The sequence below is a fragment of the Aeromonas enterica genome (assembly GCF_054052465.1).
In genome coordinates this window covers 36,502-57,885 of sequence record NZ_JBSTYL010000026.1, presented here as the reverse complement: position 1 = coordinate 57,885, position 21,384 = coordinate 36,502, and the positions used below count along the sequence as shown (strand labels likewise).

At 56.8% G+C, this 21,384-nt stretch carries 18 protein-coding genes and 2 pseudogenes; 13 read left to right on the top strand and 7 right to left on the bottom strand.

Translation table 11 applies throughout. The annotated features are described in order from the left end of the window. A complete protein-coding gene (locus ACW5XD_RS20390; protein ID WP_456496449.1) occupies positions 1-1,827 on the top strand; it encodes a response regulator in 1,827 nt (608 codons plus the stop codon). Positions 1,828-2,116: 289 nt separating this feature from the next. On the opposite strand, the pseudogene ACW5XD_RS20385 reads toward ACW5XD_RS20390, so the two are convergent. Next, positions 2,117-2,373: pseudogene (locus ACW5XD_RS20385) on the bottom strand (transposase); the annotation flags it as partial. 394 nt (positions 2,374-2,767) lie between these two features. Between ACW5XD_RS20385 and ACW5XD_RS20380 the strand changes: the two are divergent. The 7 genes from ACW5XD_RS20380 (at position 2,768) to fucO (ending at position 10,704) form a co-directional block, all read left to right on the top strand. Continuing rightward, positions 2,768-3,505: a DeoR/GlpR family DNA-binding transcription regulator gene (locus ACW5XD_RS20380; protein WP_456496448.1), complete on the top strand. Its 738-nt coding sequence runs from the start codon at positions 2,768-2,770 to the stop codon at positions 3,503-3,505. Positions 3,506-3,548: 43 nt separating this feature from the next. Beyond that, positions 3,549-4,868: an L-fucose:H+ symporter permease gene (gene fucP, locus ACW5XD_RS20375; protein ID WP_456496447.1), complete on the top strand. Its 1,320-nt coding sequence runs from the start codon at positions 3,549-3,551 to the stop codon at positions 4,866-4,868. Between the two features lie 9 nt (positions 4,869-4,877). After that, positions 4,878-6,656, top strand: coding sequence for an L-fucose isomerase (locus tag ACW5XD_RS20370; RefSeq protein WP_456496446.1), 1,779 nt, complete (start codon positions 4,878-4,880; stop codon positions 6,654-6,656). Positions 6,657-6,722: 66 nt separating this feature from the next. Then, positions 6,723-8,171 (top strand): L-fuculokinase, encoded by a 1,449-nt coding sequence (gene fucK, locus ACW5XD_RS20365; RefSeq protein WP_456496445.1) that lies wholly within the window; start codon positions 6,723-6,725, stop codon positions 8,169-8,171. Continuing rightward, on the top strand, positions 8,168-9,010 hold the full coding sequence (locus ACW5XD_RS20360) for a class II aldolase/adducin family protein (RefSeq protein ID WP_456496444.1): 843 nt from the start codon (positions 8,168-8,170) through the stop codon (positions 9,008-9,010). Before fucK ends, ACW5XD_RS20360 begins: the two co-directional genes overlap by 4 nt. Before the next feature lie 9 nt (positions 9,011-9,019). After that, positions 9,020-9,448, top strand: a complete 429-nt coding sequence (gene fucU, locus ACW5XD_RS20355; RefSeq protein WP_456496443.1) for an L-fucose mutarotase — start codon at positions 9,020-9,022, stop codon at positions 9,446-9,448. Positions 9,449-9,555: 107 nt separating this feature from the next. Continuing rightward, on the top strand, positions 9,556-10,704 hold the full coding sequence (gene fucO, locus ACW5XD_RS20350) for a lactaldehyde reductase (protein ID WP_016350002.1): 1,149 nt from the start codon (positions 9,556-9,558) through the stop codon (positions 10,702-10,704). Between the two features lie 241 nt (positions 10,705-10,945). Here fucO and ACW5XD_RS20345 read toward each other — a convergent pair whose 3' ends face one another. Next, a complete protein-coding gene (locus tag ACW5XD_RS20345) occupies positions 10,946-11,767 on the bottom strand; it encodes an AraC family transcriptional regulator (RefSeq protein WP_456496442.1) in 822 nt (273 codons plus the stop codon). A 105-nt stretch (positions 11,768-11,872) separates the two neighbouring features. Here ACW5XD_RS20345 and ACW5XD_RS20340 point away from each other — a divergent pair, with 105 nt between their 5' ends. Both ACW5XD_RS20340 and ACW5XD_RS20335 read left to right on the top strand, forming a co-directional pair. Then, positions 11,873-12,406 carry a carboxymuconolactone decarboxylase family protein gene (locus tag ACW5XD_RS20340; protein ID WP_202211778.1) on the top strand — a complete coding sequence of 178 codons (534 nt, stop codon included), beginning with the start codon at positions 11,873-11,875 and terminating at the stop codon, positions 12,404-12,406. 13 nt (positions 12,407-12,419) lie between these two features. After that, positions 12,420-12,854 carry a DUF417 family protein gene (locus ACW5XD_RS20335; protein WP_456496459.1) on the top strand — a complete coding sequence of 145 codons (435 nt, stop codon included), beginning with the start codon at positions 12,420-12,422 and terminating at the stop codon, positions 12,852-12,854. Positions 12,855-13,420: 566 nt separating this feature from the next. On the opposite strand, the gene ACW5XD_RS20330 is transcribed toward ACW5XD_RS20335, so the two are convergent. Together ACW5XD_RS20330 and ACW5XD_RS20325 are read right to left on the bottom strand one after the other, a co-directional pair. Next, positions 13,421-13,756 (bottom strand): DUF3634 family protein, encoded by a 336-nt coding sequence (locus ACW5XD_RS20330; protein ID WP_456496441.1) that lies wholly within the window; start codon positions 13,754-13,756, stop codon positions 13,421-13,423. Positions 13,757-13,897: 141 nt separating this feature from the next. Continuing rightward, positions 13,898-14,866, bottom strand: a complete 969-nt coding sequence (locus ACW5XD_RS20325) for a nucleoside hydrolase (protein WP_456496440.1) — start codon at positions 14,864-14,866, stop codon at positions 13,898-13,900. Positions 14,867-15,129: 263 nt separating this feature from the next. Between ACW5XD_RS20325 and ACW5XD_RS20320 the strand changes: the two genes are divergently transcribed. Further along, on the top strand, positions 15,130-15,687 hold the full coding sequence (locus ACW5XD_RS20320) for a HutD family protein (protein ID WP_456496439.1): 558 nt from the start codon (positions 15,130-15,132) through the stop codon (positions 15,685-15,687). 32 nt (positions 15,688-15,719) lie between these two features. Here ACW5XD_RS20320 and ACW5XD_RS20315 read toward each other — a convergent pair. Both ACW5XD_RS20315 and azu read right to left on the bottom strand, forming a co-directional pair. Beyond that, positions 15,720-15,922, bottom strand: a pseudogene (locus ACW5XD_RS20315) (hypothetical protein). Positions 15,923-16,134: 212 nt separating this feature from the next. Further along, positions 16,135-16,575, bottom strand: coding sequence for an azurin (gene azu, locus ACW5XD_RS20310; RefSeq protein WP_042871224.1), 441 nt, complete (start codon positions 16,573-16,575; stop codon positions 16,135-16,137). Positions 16,576-16,905: 330 nt separating this feature from the next. Between azu and ACW5XD_RS20305 the strand changes: the two genes are divergently transcribed. Then, positions 16,906-17,946: an FAD:protein FMN transferase gene (locus ACW5XD_RS20305; protein ID WP_456496438.1), complete on the top strand. Its 1,041-nt coding sequence runs from the start codon at positions 16,906-16,908 to the stop codon at positions 17,944-17,946. Positions 17,947-18,098: 152 nt separating this feature from the next. Here the strand turns inward: ACW5XD_RS20305 and ACW5XD_RS20300 are convergent, their stop codons facing one another. Continuing rightward, positions 18,099-19,304 carry an MDR family MFS transporter gene (locus ACW5XD_RS20300; RefSeq protein ID WP_456496437.1) on the bottom strand — a complete coding sequence of 402 codons (1,206 nt, stop codon included), beginning with the start codon at positions 19,302-19,304 and terminating at the stop codon, positions 18,099-18,101. Between the two features lie 324 nt (positions 19,305-19,628). Between ACW5XD_RS20300 and ACW5XD_RS20295 the strand changes: the two genes are divergently transcribed. Then, positions 19,629-21,275, top strand: coding sequence for a response regulator (locus tag ACW5XD_RS20295; RefSeq protein WP_456496458.1), 1,647 nt, complete (start codon positions 19,629-19,631; stop codon positions 21,273-21,275). Positions 21,276-21,384 lie beyond the last annotated feature (109 nt).

Genomic DNA, 21,384 nt, shown 5'->3' with positions numbered 1-21,384 from the left:
ATGCGATCCATAGCAGCGAGTCAGCAATCACTATTCGTGGTGCTCTGCGTCCTGTTACTGGCCTTTGCCGGTATCGGCACCATCCAGTATCGACAATTTCAGGACCTTCATCGCAGTACTACCCAAGGCGAAGATAACGTCATGTGGAACTATTTTCAGCTCTACAACGAGGCGTTGCGCTTTCAAAACTCACTGCAGCATGACTCACAAGCCAAGTTTCAGCTCAGGTACGACATCCTGGTGAGTCGCATGGACTTGATACTGGAGAGCAAGGATCGCAGCCTGTTACAACAGACCCAGATATACCGACAAGCCAGCAAGGCAATCCTCAGTTACATTGCTCTGGCCGACATCTGGCTCGGACCAGACAAGGTCAAACTGCTGGACCTGACCGCGCATCGACAGTTAAACCAGGAGCTGGAAAAACTGCTCCCCCTGCTTCATCAACTGACACTGGAGGTCAACCAGCAGGCGACCTTATTCGACGTCATCCGACGTGATGGAGTGCGAGAGCAGATAATAACAACCACACTGATCGCCACCTTGCAGTTTGCCTTGCTGTTTGTGCTGGCTCTGCTCATATGGCGCCAGATGAACACATCATATCTGCACCACAAACTGATGCAGCAACTCAACGAGAAGCTACTCCAGGCCAACCGTGAAGCAGAAGCCGGTCAACGGGCCAAAAGTAGTTTTCTGGCCAATATGAGTCACGAAATCCGCACCCCCATGAACGGCATTCTTGGCATGTTGTCGCTGCTGGCGGATAGAGAAATGGCGCCCAAGGAACGAGACTATCTCGAGACCGCTCGGGAATCGGCCAACCACCTGCTGGGACTGCTCAATGACATCCTGGATATTTCCAAGTTGGAAGAGGGCCGGATCGAACTGCTCCTCGCCCCCCATCATTTACCTCATCTTTTGGAAGACATCCGGGTGCTGATGCAGAGTAGCTGCGACGAAAAGGGGATAAAACTAAACCTGACTTTGGCGCCTGATACACCGGAATGGCTGATGATGGATCCGCTGAGGGTGCGTCAGATACTGTTCAATCTACTGAGCAATGCCATCAAATTTACCCATCAGGGTGAGGTCAATATCAACATAGATAGTCAGCCACTGGATAAAGACTGCCATTCGGTCAGGATCTCGATCCAGGATACGGGTATTGGTTTGAGCAAGGCTCAGATAGACAACTTATTTCAACGCTTCTCCCAAGCCGATGTTTCCATCACCCGTCAATATGGTGGATCCGGCCTTGGCTTGGAAATATCCCGCAATCTCGCACGTCTAATGGGAGGGGACATTTTGGTCGAGAGTCAAAATGGATTGGGCAGTACCTTTACCTATATCTGGCCTGCACAAGCAACCATACCTTCCATTGTTTGCTTACCCTCCAAGTCAGTTAATCAGGAGAGCTACCGTATTTTACTGGTGGATGACAATGCCACTAATCGCAAGGTAATAGGTGCCATGCTCGATTCTGTCGGCCATCAGGTCACACTGGCGATACAAGGAGAAGAAGCATTGACCAAATTGGCACAAGCCACTTTTGATCTGATATTGATGGATGTCCAGATGCCTGTCATGGACGGTTTAGCAGCGACTACCCAGATACGACAATCCTCACAACCTTGGCACAACATTCCAATTATTGCATTAACTGCTGATGCAATGCCAGAGTCCAAGCAATACTATATGTCACACGGTATGAATGGTTACATTACTAAACCGGTCAATAAAGAAGTACTTATCAACGAAATAAATAAAAATATTTTTAGAAAAAAAATAGCCAATCGAAAAATAATGCATACGCAATCATTGTAATGATAATATCATCCTTTCAGTGGGATTTTAAATACATCTAAAATATGGAAGGGGTCATTAGTAAAACCCTCCCGAGAGTTGATGCTCAAGGATTTGAGTGAGAGTATTAAAACTTCCAAGCCTTAAATTACACGGCTATTGGAGATAGCTATGTCACATCAGCGTAGTCCAGAGACATTCAAGGCTGGCAGGTCAGGCCTGCTATTGATATCCCCTGTGCCTTTGAGAGCCAGGTGTCTTTCGTCGTACCTAACTATCTAGCTCAAATAATCTGGAGATTCTCCAACATAGCGTCATGAACATTCTCCAACGACACTTCCGCAGCCACGATATCGTGACTCACCGGGTCTACCGCCAGATACAACCTGTGCCAGACTCGCCGTTTTTTTGCCCGTTGATCCTGACTTTCCACTCACCTTCACCAAACACCCTCAGGCCAGTCGCGTCGATAATCAGGTCGGTGATATGTTTCCTGGAGGGCTGCCGATAGGCCACCTTGACCATACGGACCCGCTTGCTGACACAGCCGTAGTCTGGCGTACACAGCGCCTGTTGATAATAGGATGAAGCACCTGCCCATGAATGCTGACTCGAAAGGGATGATGGTGAGCTGATCGCCGTACTTTCAGTTAGTTCCATTCAAGCTGCCTCGATTTGGGCAACAACACCTTTCAATTGATAAAACAAAACCTTTGTGAGCCAATTCAATTTTCTGCATTTGAAAGTTGCCTGATTTTGGGTATTTCACCTGAAAACGGGCAAGTTTATTTTCCGATCAATCATATATATTTCAATACGATAAGGTCACTGACGGTGTGACTATATGCCCGTTTTGCCAAGCTTTCACCCGTTTCACAACTGGGAAAGTCTGCGCCAGATCACATATATATCAAGAGTCATCACCATATAATCAATGCACCCTAACACGCCAAGGATAATTATGTTGTCACCTCGAATTGTTGATATGGAAAAATATATTGTTCAGGCTGGTTCAGTCACAGTTAAGGAACTTTCACACCGTTTTTCTGTATCGCTAGAAACAATACGACGTGATTTGCAAGAATTGGAATCCAATGGCTCCGTAAAAAGGGTGCATGGTGGAGCTATATCGCTTGATAATGCGGATGCCGGATTGGCATTTAATAAACGTAAACATGAACGCTCGATAGAGAAAAAACTGATTGCCTATAAAGCATTGGCTCTGATTAAACCGGGAGACATGATCATGCTTGATGCCAGCTCGACTTGCTGGTATCTGGCAGAGGCACTACCGGACATATCACTGACAGTGATCACCAATTCATTCAGAAATGTACTAAGTCTGGCGGTAAAGAAAAACATAAAAACCATCGCTATTGGCGGTGAATATTCAGAAAAATATGCTGCCTTCGTGGGCACTATTGCCAGTGGCAATATCAGCCAGTATCGGGTGGATACGCTGTTTCTCTCCTGTTCAGCATACAGCTCGACTAGCGGTATCTGGGAAAATAACGAGATTAATGCCTCAACCAAGAAGGTAATGCTCGCGTCAGCCAGGCAGAAAGTATTGCTGGCAGACTCTCATAAAGAAAATCGTTCCGGCATTGTCAGGATCTGCCAGTTCAGTGATCTGGATGTGATCCTGACAGAAAAGAACGAAAGTAATGTAAGGCAGTTAAACAGATACCACAAAAAATAGAACCTCATATCCTACAAAACATGAAATAAATGGAGTTTATATTATGGCTAGTACATCCCAAGCTACTGTTTGCGAAAACAGTCGCGATGAAATTTCGCCCAAAAGTACGGGTATATCTCATCAGGTCGTACCCAAAAGCATATTGATACCGTTTATTCTGCTGACCAGTTGCTTTGCCTTATGGGGGTTGGCAAATAACATGACGGATGTCTTGATTGCACAATTCAAAAAGGTATTTACCTTGACGGACATGCAATCTGGCTTGGTGCAAACCGCTTTCTATGGTGCTTATTTTTGTCTGGCCCTGCCTGCTGCGCTCTTTATTAAGCGATTCAGTTACAAGGCAGGGGTGTTGTTGGGGCTGGGGCTATTTTGTACGGGCGCACTGATGTTCTACCCAGCCAGTCAAATAATGACTTATGGCCCCTTCCTTGCCTCCCTTTTTGTGCTGGCTGGCGGACTCTCCATTCTGGAAACCAGTGCCAACCCTTATATCATTGCAATGGGTCCCCAAGAGACTGCCACTCGCCGTCTGAACCTCGCACAATCGTTTAACCCCATTGGTTCCATTACCGGGGTGTTGATCGGCAAGTTCTATATTCTCTCGCAACTCAATCCGGCCACCGATGCAGAGCGAGCGCTGATGTCCGCCGATGAGATTGGTCAAATTCAAACCGGTGAGCTGGCAGCAGTAATGGGGCCTTATGTGGTGGTGGCACTGGTCATTGTTGCTGTATGGCTGGCTATCGCCTTCACCCGCATGCCTGTTGCCCATGATGCCAACAACAACGGTCTTGATCTCAAGGGCAGCTTCGCCCGCCTGCTGGCCAAGGGGTACTTTGTGCGCGGAGTGCTGGGTCAGTTCTTCTATGTTGGCGCCCAGATCGGCTGCTGGTCTTACACCATCCGCTATGTCATGACAGAAGTCGGCGGCAATGAAGCCGATGCGTCGACCTACTTGCTTGCTTCCATCGTGATCTTCTCGGCATGCCGCTTCGTCTGCACCGCCCTGATGAAATTCATCTCCCCCGCCCGGTTGCTGGGTCTGCTTGCCGCTGGCGCAGTGCTTTGCCTGCTGGTGGTGATGATGGTCGGCGGTATGGCCGGCGTCTACGGCCTGATTGGGGTGTCGGCTTGTATGTCGCTGATGTTCCCCACCATTTTTGGCCTCTCGGTACATGGTCTTGGCAAGGACACCCAGTTTGGTGGCAGCTGTCTCATCATGGCCATCCTGGGAGGCGCAGTTTTGACAGCCATCATGGGTCAAATCTCGGACATGGCTGGTATTCGCATGGCATTCATCATTCCGCTTATCGGTTTTATCTACCTCATCCACTTCGGTTTCAAAGGCCACAAGGCATAAGGATCAGACATGAACAAATTAATTGGCGCATTACCCACTATCGGCATTCGTCCCACCATTGATGGTCGTCGCATGGGGGTTCGTGAATCCCTTGAAGAGCAGACCATGACCATGGCTCGCATGACCGCTGATTTCCTTAGCGAGCATCTGCGCCACCCCAGTGGTGAACATGTCAGTTGCGTCATCGCCGACGGCACCATTGGCGGCATGGCAGAATCAGCCGCCTGTGAAGAGAAGTTCAAGGCGCACAATGTTGGCCTTACCATCACGGTAACCCCTTGCTGGTGTTATGGCAGTGAGACCATTGATATGGATCCGTTCCGCCCGAAAGCCATCTGGGGTTTCAACGGTACCGAACGGCCGGGGGCTGTTTATCTGGCGGCTGCATTGGCCGGTCACAACCAGAAAGGGCTCCCCGCTTTCTCCATCTATGGTCAGGATGTGCAGGACGCGGATTGCAAAACCATCCCGCAAGATGTGCAGAATAAATTGTTGTGCTTTGCCCGCGCCGGCCTGGTGGTCGCAACCCTGCGTGGCAAGAGTTATCTCTCCCTCGGTGGCGTCTCCATGGGGATTGCCGGCTCTATCGTGGATCACACCTTCTTTGAAGAGTATTTCGGCATGAAGGTGCAGGCTGTCGACATGACAGAGCTGCGCCGCCGGATGGACAAGGGAATATATGATCCGCAGGAGCTGGATCTCGCCATGGAATGGGCTGGCCAACACTTCAATGAAGGGCCTGATCTCAACCCGCAGGAGCGGCAGTGTTCGCCGCAGCAGAAGAAGGGCGTATTGCGCGAGAGCCTGCTGATGGCGATCTGCATGCGCGACATGATGCAGGGTAATTCCAAACTGGCGGAGCTGGGATTTGGTGAAGAAGCGCTGGGTTACAACGCAATTGTGGGTGGCTTCCAGGGCCAGCGTCACTGGACGGATCAATATCCCAACGGGGATACCGCGGAGACCTTGCTCAACAGCTCTTTCGATTGGAATGGTGCCCGCGCACCACTCATCATGGGCACCGAAAACGACAGCCTCAACGCCATGACTATGCTGCTGGGTTATGGCCTGACCGGCACGGCCCAGATCTTCTGTGACGTGCGCACCTACTGGTCACCAGATGCCGTGCAGCGCGTCACTGGCCATCAGCTCGCAGGTGCCGCCGAGCACGGCATCATTCACATGATTAACTCTGGCTCTGCCGCGCTCGATGGCACTGGCCAGCAGAAAGGTGCCAAAGGCATGCCCACCATCAAACCTCATTGGGAGGTCACTCCTGAGGATATCAAAGCCTGTCTGGGGGCAACCCAGTGGTGCCCGGCTATCGATGAGTACTTCCGGGGCAGTGGTTTCTCCACCCGTTATCTGACCAAGGGTGGCATGCCCTTCACCATGAGTCGCATCAACCTGATCAAGGGGATTGGCCCTGTCTTGCAGATTGCCGAGGGGTGGAGTGTCGAGTTGCCCACCGAGGTGCATAACACCCTGGATGAGCGCACCAACTCGACCTGGCCCACTACCTGGTTTGCTCCTCGCCTGACCGGCAAGGGCCCCTTCCGTGATGTCTATTCGGTCATGGCCAACTGGGGAGCCAACCACGGCGTACTGACCATTGGTCATGTGGGTCATGAATTGGTCACCCTGGCAGCCATGCTGCGCATACCTGTCTGCATGCACAACCTGGACGAGGCGGCCTTGCTGCGCCCATCCGCCTGGGGGGCACATGGCATGGATGTCGAGGGTCAGGACTACCGCGCTTGCCAAAATTACGGCCCGCTCTACCGTTAATACCCCGTGACAGGGGGTGGCTTGTCACCACCCCCATCCTTTGGTGATTCGTTGTAAGGATCTGTTATGTCACAAGATGTTGTCATTGTTCTCGACTGCGGTGCGACCAACGTCAGGGCCATTGCGGTAGGAAATCAAGGCCAGATTATTGCCAAGGCTGCAGTTGCCAATGCCACTCAGGCGGCTGTCGAGGATAGCCATTGGCACCAATGGTCACTCGATGAAATTCTCCAACGCTTTCAAGTTTGCTGTGAGCAGCTTGTCCCCCAATTGGCGGACTTCACTATCCGGGCCGTCACGGTCACCACATTTGGCGTCGACGGTGCGCTGGTCGATCGTCAGGGACAGTTGCTTTACCCCGTTATCAGCTGGAAATGCCCACGTACCGTGGCGGTGATGGAGCAAGTCCATCGCTATCTTGACCCCGAACTATTGCAACGGGAGTCCGGTATCGGCCATTTCAGTTTCAATACCCTCTACAAACTGATCTGGCTTAAAGAGAATCAGCCCGAGCTGTTTGCACAGGCTCATGCCTGGCTGTTTATCTCTTCTCTGATCAATCACAGATTGACCGGCCGTTTTACAACGGACCGCACCATGGCGGGCACCAGCCAACTGCTTGATCTCAAGCGGGAGTGCTTTAGCTCCACCATTTTGGATGCCATCGATGTGCCTGCCAGCCTGTTTCCGACCATGGTTGAGGCTGGTGAGGTCATTGGCCCATTGCAAGGAGCGTTAGCAACTTTCTTGGGGTTACCTGAGGGTATTCCGGTCATTGCAGCAGGCCATGACACCCAGTTTGCGCTGGTAGGCTCAGGGGCCGCCGTCAACCAACCGGTTCTCTCATCCGGGACCTGGGAGATCCTGATGGTCCGCAGCCAAGCCGTCGATACTGCGACCCTGCCTGCCATTGCGGGTTCAACCTGTGAACTGGATGCCCAGGCCGGTCTGTTCAATCCGGGTTTGCAATGGCTGGCTTCCGGCGTGCTGGAGTGGATACGTCAGCTCTATTGGAAGGGGACAAACGACTATCAACAGATGATCCGTGAAGCAACGGCCATTCCTGCAGGTTGCGACGGCGTACGAATGACCCCCAATCTGCTGGCCAATGCCGAGGGGATTGGTCAGGGGGCCTTTTCAGGTCTATCGCTGAATACCACGCGTGGTCACTTTTATCGCGCGGCCCTGGAAGCCTTGGCCATGGTGTTGAAAAAACAGTTGGGCCTACTCGAACAAATAGGCCAGTTCAATACCGATCGCCTGTTGCTGGTGGGGGGCGGTTCACGCAACCCGCTTTGGAACCAAATCAAGGCTGATGTGCTCGGCATTCCGGTACTTGCCATCGATGAGTCAGAAACCACCGTGCTGGGAGCCGCCATTTATGCCATGGCCGGCTCTGGCGTACATCCCCATGTGGATGCCGCCCGCCAGGCCATCATTGCCCAGTTCACTACTTTTGAGCCCGCAGCAGACAGTGCGCGCTATCAAGCCATCTATAAGGAATTTGCACTATGAACGCACATAACGATATCCGTCAGGAGTGGAGCATTAATCCCCCCTTGCCCAATTTCATCTACCAATGGAAGGAGGGGTCTGATCCCGTTACGCCGGAGGAGGTACATGCCTTTTTCTACAGCGACGGTATCGAACTCATCAAGCAGCGTATCTGCGATATCGGCCGCCGCTTGTGGCAAAAAGAGTATGTCGATGGCAATGGCGGCAATGTCTCGGTGCGTGTCGGTGACAATCTGGTGCTCTGCACCCCAACCCTGATCAGCAAAGGATTCATGACGACGGAAGATATCTGTCTGGTTGATATGGAAGGTCGTCAGAAGGCGGGGGTTCGCCCATCAACCAGCGAGATCAAAACCCACCTCGCCATCATGAAAACCAGCGGTGCCCGCTCGTGTGTTCATGCTCATCCGGCCAACGCCAATGCCTTTTTGATCACCGGATCCGTGCCTCCCACCGGCATCATGCCTGAACCTGACATCTTCTTTGGTGAGGTAGGGCTGGCCGCCTATGCCACTCCTGGTAGCGAGCAGAATGCCCATAACGTGGGTGAGACCTCCCTCGACCATCAATGCATCTTCATGGAGAACCATGGCGTCATCGTCTGGGGTGACCATGTGGAAGATGCTTATTGGAAGCTGGAAAACGTCGATGCCTATTGCCGCATTCTGCTGCTGGCCACCGAACTGCAAAAACCCATCACCCGGGTGGATGCCGCCTCGATGCGAGACTTCATCAATATCCGGATCGCCCTGGGCATGCCTGATGCGCGAGCCAACCGCAGTGACGATGAACTGTTCAATGCCAACGAGTTTGCCGGTCGCCCGTTACAGACCCGCTAAGGAACCATGATGCTGAAAGGTATTTCTCCTCTCATCAGCCCTGATCTGCTGAAGGTATTGGCCCAGATGGGGCATGGCGATGAAATCATTCTGGCTGACGCCCATTTTCCGGCCCACAGCATGGGACCACAGGTGATCCGGATGGATGGCCTGGGTGTCGATCCCTTGCTCAAGGCAATGGCGCCGCTGTTTGAGCTCGACAGCTATGCGCCGCCGTTGGTGATGATGGCGGCGGTTGCGGGCGATGAGTTGGACCCGACTGTGGAGCGACGCTATCTCGCAGCCTTGGCCGATGCTCGCACCGGTCTGCAGGTAGAGCGGATCGAGCGGTTTGCCTTCTATGAACGCGCCAACAAGGCATTTGCCATCGTCGTCACTGGCGAGTGTGCCAAGTACGGCAACATCCTGCTTAAAAAAGGGGTCACTCCCACCAGTTAACCCTGGGAGGCGGCGCAGTAGAGCCGCCTCCCCTTCTTTCGCACAAATGTGTGGATAGCCAAGAGACGGCGGCTCTTGGCTATCGATACAACATTGAGGGAATCAAGATGAGTTTTATGCTGGCAATGCCAAAAATCAGTTTTCATGGTCAAGGCGCCATTGCAGACGCCCTGACCTATCTGCAGCAACACAGCCTGAACAAGGCGTTAGTCGTCACGGATCGCGATTTGTATCGCCTTGGTCTACTCACCCCCTTGCTCGATGTGCTGGCAGCGAAGGAGATGGATTATGCCCTCTACCACGAGGTGACGCCCAATCCGACAGTAGCCGTGGTCGATGCCGGGTATCAGGCATTTCGTGAGAATGGCTGCGATTACCTGATCGCTATCGGTGGTGGCAGCGCCATTGATGCGGCCAAGGGGATCAAGATCCTGACAGCCAATCCGGGTCCCATTACCCGCTACAGCGGGGTAGGCAAGGTTGAGCGTGAAGGCGCGTTTCTGGTGGCGATCAATACCACCGCGGGAACAGCGGCAGAAGTCACCAGCAATGCCGTCATTACCGATCCGGTACGCCAAGTGAAAGAGGTGATCATCGATACCCGGATCATTGCGGATATCGCAGTGGATGATCCGGCCATCATGCTCAACATCCCGCAGTCGGTGACGGCGGCAACCGGCATGGATGCGCTGACCCACGCGATAGAGGCTTATGTGGCAAAAGGGGCTCATCCCCTGACCGACCATTCTGCACTGGAAGCGATCCGTCTGATCAGTCGCTACCTGCCTCAGGCGGTCATGCATGGCGATGATATCGAAGGGCGTGAAATGATGGCGTTTGGACAATATCTGGCTGGCATGGCGTTCAACAGTGCCGGGCTGGGATTGGTACATGCGCTGGCCCATCAGCCTGGAGCCACCCACAACCTGCCCCATGGCGTGTGCAATGCGATATTGCTACCTGTAATTTGCGAGTTCAATCGGCCTGTTTGTGTTGCTCGCTTTGCCCGTATCGCTCAGGCCATGGGGGTTGATACCCGGCAGATGAGTGAAGAGGCCGCGAGCATGGCGGCCATTGATGCCATCAAGGCACTCTCTGCCAAGGTTGGGATCCCTGCCGGATTCGGTCTGCTGGGGATCAAGGAGAGTGATATCGATGGCTGGATCAACAAAGCATTGGCGGACCCCTGTGCGCCAGGTAATCCCAGAACTGCAGATGCCAAACAGGTAGAACACCTTTACGCCTTGGCAATGTAGTTATCGGTCATTACTTCAGAACACAGGTTATCTGCTGGGCGACCATCTACCCCGCCGGGTTCGGCGGGGTCATGACCACTAAAACATGACAGTCGCACTACACCTAATTGACAGAATCCCTCCGCATCAAGGCGCCAGTTGCGCCCCGAAACTGGCAGACAACCCTGACGTAGCGTCCACCAAAGTCCATGCTTCGTATCGTGACTCCTCACGCCCTCAGCTGTCGTCTTAAGGTGATCTGCTACCGCTGCTTTTTAAGCCAACGCCCCGGGCTCATCCCAAACTCTCGCTCGAACGCCCGACTGAACGCGACGCTACCACTGTATCCCGCCCCCAGAGCAACCTGAGTGATCGACTCCCCCGCCAATAACTGCTGACAGGCCAACAACATCCGCCACTGGGTCAGGTAGCTCAGGGGTGATAACCCTGTATGCACCTGAAAGTGGGCAGCAAAGCGGGCACGGGACATCCCCGCTTCCTTTGCCAATGTCGCCACCGTCCACCGCTCTTCTGAACGTAAATGCATGGCTGCAATCGCACGGGCCAGCCGCGGCTCGGACAGACCGGCCAACATCCCCTGTTGGCAGAGACCACGCTCCACCATATGACGCAGCAGCAAGATGACTAAGGTTTCCAACAGCCGGGTCAGAATGGGTTCTTGGCCATAGCGGTTAGCAAATGCCTCGTCGAATAACAGGGTCAGTAACGGCGCCAGTGCTGGCAGGTCGCTCAGTGGCAGCACCAGGGCATCAGGCAGTGCAAGTTGCAGCGGTGATGCGCCCCCCTGCCCGAATGAAACAGCCGCACACACCAGATCGCATCCCCCCAGTTGGCGCGGTTCCATACGGTGGGGAAGCCCTCCGGGAAAAAGGATCAGGGTCTGTTCTGTGAGTAAGCGCGGCTCGGCCCCCTCGTGATAAAGAGTGAGCTCACCGCTACGCAGCAAATGAAGATGACCACCTGCCGGATAGTCCTGGCTATGGGAGTGCTGACACAGATTTCCTGTGAAAAACAGTTGGGCACGTGGGACTGTGTGTGCAAGAAGGACGGAAAGAGGATCCATATTTGAGACGAATAGTGTGTATTTAAGGACTATGAGTGATAAACCATATCACGATGTGCGACAAACTGTCTCCCGTACCTTAATGAAACATACAGGAGCACTACCATGAGCCGCATTCAACCCGTATCCCAACCTTCCCAATCCGTTGCCCCCACCTTTGCCGCTATGCAGCGCAATCTGGGCATGGTACCCAACCTTTACGCCACGCTGGCTCACTCGCCAGTCCTGTTCAACGGCTTTTTGGCCTTTGCTGACGCACTGAGCAAGGGACGACTGACCGCCCGTCAGCGTGAGTTACTGGCTCTTGCCATAGGTCAGGCCAACAACTGCCAATACTGCTTGTCAGCGCATACCCTGCTGGCGGGCAAGGTGGGCCACACACCCGAAGCCATCAAAGCCGCTCGTCAGGGAGATGCCTCAGACCCTATCGATCATGCCTTGCTGCAACTGGCGACCTTGCTGGTCACCCAGCGCGGAGTCATCAGTGACGAGCAACTGCGCAATGCCTACAGCGCCGGGCTGGATGATGAGCTGGTGCTGGAAGTACTTGGCCAAGTGGTGATCAATACCATGACCAACTACGGCAACCATCTTGCAGCCACCGAGATCGATTTCCCGATCGTCACTCTGACCCCCTGAATGAGGAATCATGATGCAACGATACGATAAAGGCTTCCTGGTTGCTCTGGGTGGCGTGGTACTGATACTGCTCTGGATTGGTGTATTCAAGTTCACCCCAACCGAGGCAGCAGCCATTCGCCCTCTGGTGGAAAACCATCCCCTGATGAGCTGGCTTTATAGCCTCCTGTCAGAACAAGGGGTATCCAACCTGATCGGCCTGGTTGAGATAGTGACCGCCATTGGGCTGGTAGCCGGACTCTGGCGGCCACACCTCGGTTACTGGAGTAGCTGGGGAGCAATAGTCACCTTCGTGGCGACCCTGAGCTTTCTGCTGACAACACCGGGGGTTTGGAAGCTGGTCGATGGCGTGCCCACCACAGAGTTCTTCATCCTTAAAGACTGGGTGCTTCTTGGCGTGGCATGGCACTACCTGAATTTGTGCCGGGCTCAACTCGTCAGCCAATAACTCCAATGCCTTTGGCACCCTTTCGGGTGCCTTTTTTCATCATGCCATCTTGAGTGACCCAATGACGCTCATGGGCACGCAACTCGCCTCTCGCAACGCTGCACGTCTATAAGTGCGCAGAAATGAATAACAAAGGAGGGTCATGTTCGGAAGGCTCTGCAGTACCGGGGCGATAGGATGACGATGCGCTGAGCAACCGCGAGACTTGTTCACCGCTATGTAAAACGGATAACAACTTGGTGAATACAAAAGGCGAGCATAAAAAGCTACCGCCCTGGCAGTTTATCAAATTGGGTGGCACGGAAATCGCCGAGCTTGATAGAGCCGTTAAACCGGCATCAGATTTCAATTTCATCGGTCGGTACATCCGCCGCCTCTCCTAACGGCTTCCCCCAGTAAAACGCCTTCTTGCCGATGACGACCACAACACCGCATACGGTGACGCTACCAGCCAACCCTGTTGCTTGCATCAAGCGCCAGGGGAGCCCTATGTAACACTAAATTGGGACATAGCCTCAAAAAACGGGCCTCCAGTGGAGGCCCGTTTGCCGTGTGCGAGCACTACGTCAGCTCTTGCGCGGTTTTGACCCCGGCAGAGGCGTCGCCGGCTGGCGGTAATCGGCATAGGGGAAGACATTGCGAAAACGCTGGGCCACCGGCTCGGGGATGGAGCGTGAGAAGACCAGCTTGACGCCGTCTCCGTCACGCTGGCCCAGAATGCGGCCCCGCACCGTCTCGTGGCGCAGTATCTGCTTGGCATGCTCAATGAACGCGGGGGACACCTTGCCCCGCTTGACCACCAGCTTGCCAGGCTGCAACCGGATCTCGAACAGGGCGCCCCGTCCCAGCTTCATCAACCACCAGATCAGGGCAACCGCCACCAACAAGGATAACCAGGCCATCTATTTCCCTCCTAACGACTCGATATCCGCGCGCCGCTCAGGCCATCTTGTGTCCTCCCGGTCGCGCTGCTGCCAGTATAAGCCGCCATTGACCCCGATTGTTTGGCGGGGATCACAGCCACAGCGTCATTTGAGCGCCACTCAGCAATCCTTGCCCCAGGCCACCAGCGTCTCGCGATAGAGCGCCAGCAACGCCTGATCCCGCACCGCCACCCCGACCTGCTGGGCACGATAGTCGGCCCAGCCGTCGTGGGGGTGGGATTTACCATCGAATTTTTGCAGGGTATGGCCGATGGCGGGCCCCTCGTTGATGACCCGTACTGGTCCTTCCCGCAGGGTGAACAGGGTCGGATCTATCACGTAGGCGATGGCGGAGGGATCGTGCACGTGGCAGCCATCCAGACCGATGCGCTCCGAGTAGAAGCGCAGGTAGAAGCGACTCACATCCCACAGGAAGCGGCCCGGCTCGCCCGCGTCATCGCGCAGTGCATCCAGATAGGCGCTGCTGAAAAAGCTCTGCTGGGTCACGTCCAGCCCGATAATCACCACGGGCCAGTCGGCGGTAAACACCCGGTCGGCGGCATCGGGGTCGTCGTGAATATTGGCCTCGGCATAGGGAGTCACGTTGCCGCGATGGCCGTTGACGCCAAAGGCGCCCCCCATCACCACTACCTGCTTCACCAGAGCGGTGATCTCGGGCGCCTCTTGCAGTGCCAGCGCCAGGTTGGTGAGCGGCCCTATGGTGACCAGGGTGATCTCGCCAGGCGCGGCCTTCACCGCCTCGACGATATATTGCCAGGCGGGTCTGGGATCCGCCGTGATGGTCACCTCTCCCGCCTCCACGTCCCCCAGCCCGCTCGGGCCATGCACGACCGTGGTCGGCCCCACCGGCTCGCGGCGCAGCGGGGCCACGGCTCCCTGGGCCACGTCCGCCTTCATGCCATATTTCTGCTTGAGCCAGAGCGCGTTGCGGGTGCCGTTGTCTATAGTGGCATTGCCAAACACAGTGGTGATGGCGAGCAGCTCGATGGCAGGGTGCGCCTCGGCAAACAGTATTGCCATGGCGTCGTCGATACCGGGATCCGTATCCAGAATGATTTTGTGGGCCATGGGGCCTCCAGACAACAAGAGAGTTGCCAGTGTAGCGGCCTCCCGCCCGTTTAACAGCGCAGGGATCACAGCCTGAGGGTTTCACCCGATCCGGCCCCGTCGAATGGCGGTATTTTGAGCAGGCCGGGTGGCAGACAGACCAATGCGCCTAAATAGTGGCCAACCGGACGAAAGCGAAGCGCTGCCGCCTTGTGAGCCGGCCTGGGGGATGGTATCACTTGGCCTCGTTGCCCCTTCTCTCACTCCACTGCCGAGGCGCCATAGTGATCACCCTGATTAAAGAGTCTGACCAGCTGAAGATGCCCTGGAAGAACAAGCAGGGCACCACAGCCCAGATCTTCATCGCCCCCAGCGGCGCCACCCTGGACAAGCTCGACTTTGACTACCGGCTGAGCTCGGCCCCCATCAAGGGCGCCGGCCCCTTCTCCAAATTTCCCGGCTATCAGCGCATCCTGCTGCCCATCAGCGGCGCCGGCTTCGTGCTCAACGGCCACCCCTATGCCACCTTCGAGGCGGCCCACTTCAGCGGAGACGACGAGACCCACTGCGAGCTGCTGAAAAAAGAGGTGACGGATCTGGGACTCATCTATGATCCTGCGCGCATCGGCGCCAACGTGCGGGTGCTGAATCTGCCCTTCCCGCTTAGCCTCAGTCTGGATACAGACAAGACCTACCTCTGCCACCTGCTGAGCGGCCAGCTCGACGTTGAGGGCCAAGCCGTCGCGGTCAACGAGACGCTGGTGGTCACGGGGGAAGAGAGCATAAGACTGGAGTGCCAGAAGAAAACAGCCATCGCCTTCTTTACCCTGCAAGCCCGATAAGGAAGAGGCCCGCACAACCGCTGGTGTCGAGCTCAACGTTTGGGGGCGCGGCCCCGCTGTCGAGGCAGGCCTGCATGGAGTCGTAAGGGGTGTAGTGCTTGGTGCGACTGTAATAGGTGCCGCCCTGGGGGTGGCAGATGCCATTGCGGCTCTTCTTGACCGGGGGTTCTGCCGCCAGCGCCAGGGCGCACACCAGCAGCAGGCAACAGCTGACCACCCATTTGACTGTTCTCATCACTCACACCCATTCTGAGTCTGGGGCGACAGGCCCCGCTTGCGGCCTATTCTATCCCGTCCAGGGCGCGGCCACGCCTCGCCAGATCACGAAATGAACCAGTCATTCAATCGCTTGGCTCATCTGCACCGCGCGATCGACACCAGGTATCCGCATCATAAAAAAAGCCGGGGCAGCCCGGCTTTTTTCTTCATGACAACCCGACAAGCGGCTTAACCGATCTTGAAGGTGCCCTTCATCATGGCAAAGTGGCCGGGGAAGGAGCAGAAGAAGGTGAGGTCTTTACCGGCCAGGCCGTCGGTCTTGAAGGTGACGCTGGTGCTCTCGCCACCACCCACCAGCTTGGTGTGGGCCAGCACGCGGGGATCATCTTTGGGCAGGTAGTTGTTGTCGGCACCGGCACTCATACCTGCGGTGGCCACGGCCTGATAGTCGGCGGTATTCGCCAGCGCCCAGTTGTGGCCCATGGCGGTCACCGGCATCTTGCCGGTGTGATTGAGGGTCACCGTCACCTCTTTGCAGGTGGCAGGTACGCTCATCTCTTTGAGGTTGTACTGCATGGCATCATTGCCTTCGATGACCAACGCGCACTCATCGGCCAGAGCCGGGGCAGCCAGGGTACTCAGAAACAGCAGGGTAATCGCCTTTTTCATCATCCTCTCCTTTGATTGGCAATAGATGGCAACACGATTGCCTGCAGGCGAGCGCCCGAACTGGCAAAGATGCTGTCAAAATCGACCTTATTCTACTCAAATGTTGTCAATCGGCTATGGCTTTAGCGCAAAGCTGCGGGTCAGGTCACCAGATTGACCTTATTCACAACAGACGCTGAACCTGAATGGATACGCATCAACCCCTTTCCCGGCCCACCTCTGTTTAATTTTCTCCCGCCATTTTCCACACGACTACTCGCCAGCCGCCAGCCGCTTGGCTAAGCTGGCGGCCCATGGCACAAGGCCCTGTTCAAGATAGAGATATTGCTTATGTCGTTTCCCCCGGTATTGGCCCTGCGCGGCCTGCTGCTGACCCTGCTGCTGGCGCTGACCGCCTGCCAGCCTGCGCCGACCCAGACCCGCATTCAGGGCAAGACCATGGGCACCTTTTACGCGGTGACCCTGAGCGACCCCTTCCCGGGCGGCGAGCCGGCGCTGCAGCAAGAGGTCGACGCCCTGCTGGTGCGCATGAATCACGAGATCTCCACCTACGACCCGAATTCCCTCATCTCCCGCTTCAATCAGAGCACGGGCAAGCAATCCACTGTCATTCCAGCGGCCATGGCCAGGATAGTGCAGCAGGGCATGGATGCCGGGCACCTCACCCAGGGCAAGCTGGACGTGACCGTGGGCCCGCTGGTCAATCTGTGGGGATTCGGCCCGGACAAGCGTCCAATCAAGCGGCCAGATGCCGGGCAGATTGCCGCAGCCCGCCTCAAGGTGGGTATAGACAAGCTGAGCCTGACGCCAGAGGGGGATCACTTCCTGCTTGGCAAGGCAATCCCGAGTCTCTACCTCGATCTCTCCACCTTGGGTGAGGGCGCCGCCTCTGACGAAATAGCGACCCTGCTTGAAAACCAGGGGGTACACAACTACCTGATCGAAGTGGCGGGTGCCGTGCGCAGCAAGGGCAACAACGCCAAGGGCAAGCCCTGGCGAGTGGCCATCGTCGAGCCGTCCGATCAACCGGGGGCCTTCTCCGATGTGGTAAGCCCGAACGGCATGGCGCTCAGTACCGCAGGCAGCTATCGCAACTATTACGAGCTCGATGGCCAGCGCTACTCCCACATCATAGATCCCGCCACCGGCGCGCCTGTGACCCACAAGCTGGTCTCCGCCAGCGTGATCACCCCGACCGCACTGGAAGCCGATGCCCTCGACACCGCCCTCATGGTGATGGGACCCGAGCAGGCGATGGCGTTTGCCAAGACGCATCAACTGGCTGTCTACCTCATCATCAAGACGGATCAGGGCTTTCGGGCCGAATACAGCCCACAATTTGCGCCCTATCTGGTACAGAAGAAGCCATGAGAAAAGAGGCCCCGCAACGCGGAGCCTCTTCAATAGTCAGATGACGCCACTTGATGGCGTGCCGGTGTCACCGACTGTGTGGGCAACGGCAGGGTGGTGGAGCGCGCCTTCGGCGACATCAAGCAAGTGACCGCCGACAAGGTGCTCCCCGTCTAATCCTCGCAGCCGGCCGGATCGACAGATGGACGTACCGCCCGGCTGCCTGCCCCGTAGAGAACAAACACCAGCACGCAAATCGCGGTCATCACGGCGAACAGAGCCGGGCCGCCCCATACCTGCAACAGCCAGCCCCCCACCAGGGGCGAGAGCGCCCAGCCGAGCCCGGCCAGGGCGCTGGCGCCGAAGTAGCTCCCCTTGAGGTGGGCCGGCGCCATCTCGTCGATCAGCACGTTGAAGAGTGGGAACAGCACCGCCTCCCCCACGCTCAGCAAGAACACCGCCACCAGCCAGGGCCACAGCAGGGCCGGGCTCGACAGGGCAAACATCACCTGGGCGGCCGCCATCAGCAGGATGGAGAACTGCAGCCGCAGGCTCACCCGCCAGCGCCGGGTCAGGTGCAACAGCGGAAACTGCAGGGTGATGATGGTCAGCGCATTGGTGGCCACCAGCAGGGCCACCAGGGTCTCCACCTCGGGGGCGCCGGCGCGGGTCAGGTACTGGATCAGCGGCGACTCAACCTGGGCGTAGACCAGCATCATCAGCAGATTGGCGAGGATAAACAGTATGAAGGCCCGATCCCGCCCCACCACCTTGAGCATGGCCACCAGGGTGAGTCCCGCATCCGGCCGGCCGGCGCACTCGCGGCGAAAGCCGAGCAGGAAGGCGATGCCGAGCAGACCATAGCTGGCGGCCGTCACCACGAAGGTCTCCTGGCGCGCGCCAAGCCCCACCATCACGCCGATGAGGGGCCCCACTCCCGCCCCCACGTTGAGCAGGAAGTAACGCAGGTGCTGAGCCAGCTCCCGCTGCCCCTTCTCGGGCAGCAGATCCCCCATCAGCGCCTTGCCGGGGGTGTCGATGAAGGCGTAGGAGAGGCCGGAGCCAAACACCCCGAGCGCGATGAGCCAGAGGGAGTGGCCAAACCCGAGCAGCAGGTAGGCACCGCACGACAGAGCGCAGCCGAGCAGCAGTATGGTGCGCCGGCCGAGCTGGTCGGAGAGCCAGCCGACGTAGAAGCCGATGAGGCAGGAGAGCACAGCCGCGCCGCCCAGCAGCATCCCGATGCCGGACGCCGACAGGGCATATTCCCGGTAGAGCAGGATGGAGAGGAAGGGCCAGACCATGAAAAAGCTGGTACGCACCATGAAGGTGCCCAGGATCACGATCCAGACCAGCGGAGGAAAGGGGGGCAGGCGCATGGGAACTCCTTGTCGCGCAATGGCAGCTGATCCGCAGGGGAAAGCATTCAGTGGTATCAAAAGACACCTGAGCACACAATCCCCACCCTGAAAAAAGCCACCCAAAAGGACGATCTCAGCGCTGGTTGGTGGATGGCTTCGTCGTCCAGGCCAGGCAGGCGTTCGCCGTCTGCCATCCCCTCGTGCCTCCCTATTTGGTCCGGCAGAAGTCATGAACGGCGGGGCTTGGCCGAAAAACCGCGGCGCCACCCCATGTTCAATTGCCTGTCTGCGCGCTTTGGTGGCACACTTCTGTCATCCGCCCGTAGCGCCCTGACCAAACAGATGCAGACACCGGAATCCGAGCCAGAGAAAAAAGCCACACCCAAACCCAAGCGCATCCTGCTGGTCAACGAACAGCGATCCTTTCAGGTGATGATGAAGGCGATGCTGATCAACATCGGCATCAATCGCATCACTTATGTCAACTCGGCCGAGGAGGCCAGGCGTCGCTGTCAGAAAGAGACCTTTGACATCTACCTGCTCGATTACGAGTTGGGGGTCGGCGAGAATGGCCGCCAGCTGCTGGAGAGCCTGCGGGATCAGAAGCTCATCCCGCCCCAGAGCGTGGTGATCATGGTGAGTGGCGACAGCTCCCGTGCCATGGTGTTGAGCGCGCTGGAGGCCGAGCCCGACGAATACCTGATGAAGCCCTTCTCTCAGGAGCAGTTCTCGTTTCGTCTCAAACGCGCCCTCGCCCGCCGCCTGGCGCTGGAGAGCGTGTTCAGCGCCCTCGCCCAGGACGATCTGCCCACCCTGCTGGCCGCCTGCGCCGAGCGGGCCGATGCGGTGCCGCGCTTTGCCAACTTCTGCCGCTGTCTACAAGCCGATACCCAGCTCAAACTGGGGCAGGCCAAGGAGGCGCGCAGCCTGATGCGCCAGTTATTGGCCGGCCAGGAGAACAGCTGGGCCCGGCTGACACTGGGCAAGGCGTGTCACACACTGGGGCTGAACGAGGAGGCCGTGAGCCACCTGCAGGCGACCCTCAAGAACACCCCGCTGATGGTGGAGGCTCACCTCTGGCTGGCAGAATCCCAGCTGGCGCTCGGCAATGACGAGCAGGCCCAGCAGGAGCTCAGACGGGCGGTGGATATCTCCCCCCAGTCGGTACAGCTCTCCCGCCGGCTGGCAGAGGTGTGCCTGCTGCGCCACGACTACGCCCAGGCCAAGGACGTGCTGTTGTCGCTCATCGACTTGTCGCGCAACTCGATTCACCGCACCCCCCACTACCTGGGGGCCTATATCCAGGCGCTGACCCTCTACGCCCTTAACAGCAACGACATCTACCACATCGCCAACCTGCAAAAACAGGTGAACTCGGCCCTGTCGCGCATTCGCGATTCGCTGATGATGTCGGAGTTCAACTACCCGGTGTTCGAGCAGATCTGCCAGGCCAGGGTGCAGATCGCCCTGGGTGAACTGCTCAAGGGCAAGAAGATGCTCTATCGCGCCAATCAGAACTGGCTCGATCAACCGGGCACCATGCCCCCCAGCCTGCTGGGCGAGACCATACTCGCCCTCTACCAGCTCGGTGAATTTGAATACGCCGAGACGCTGCAGGCGCTGCTGGCGGAGGATGAGGACCGGCTGCTCACCACCTGCATCCAGGCCACCCGTGACGACAAGACGGTGCTGGAGCGGCGCCAGCGTTACCAGCAGCTCAACGAACTGGGTATCAAGGCTTACCAGAGCGGCGAGCTGGAGCAGGCCCTGGGCCACTTTCGCGAGGCGCTGCGCCGGGCACCGGCCAATACCGGCGCCGCCCTCAACAAGATCCAGGTGCTGCTGCAGCTGATGCAGAAAAATCGCAAGAGCCCGGAGTTTGGCGCCGAATGCAAGGAGACCCTGGAGGTGCTGGACGGCATTCCCCTCAACCCGGCGCAGCAGGACCGTTTTCGCAAGCTGCGTCAGGAGTTTACCCAGCTCAGCTGACCCAGAGGCTGTCTCGCTCGCCTATGCTGATACAGACTCGGCAAGGGGAGGAAACAGACGATGGCCATGTGTCGATATCTGGTGGCTGACGGGCGCCATTGCAGTGAAT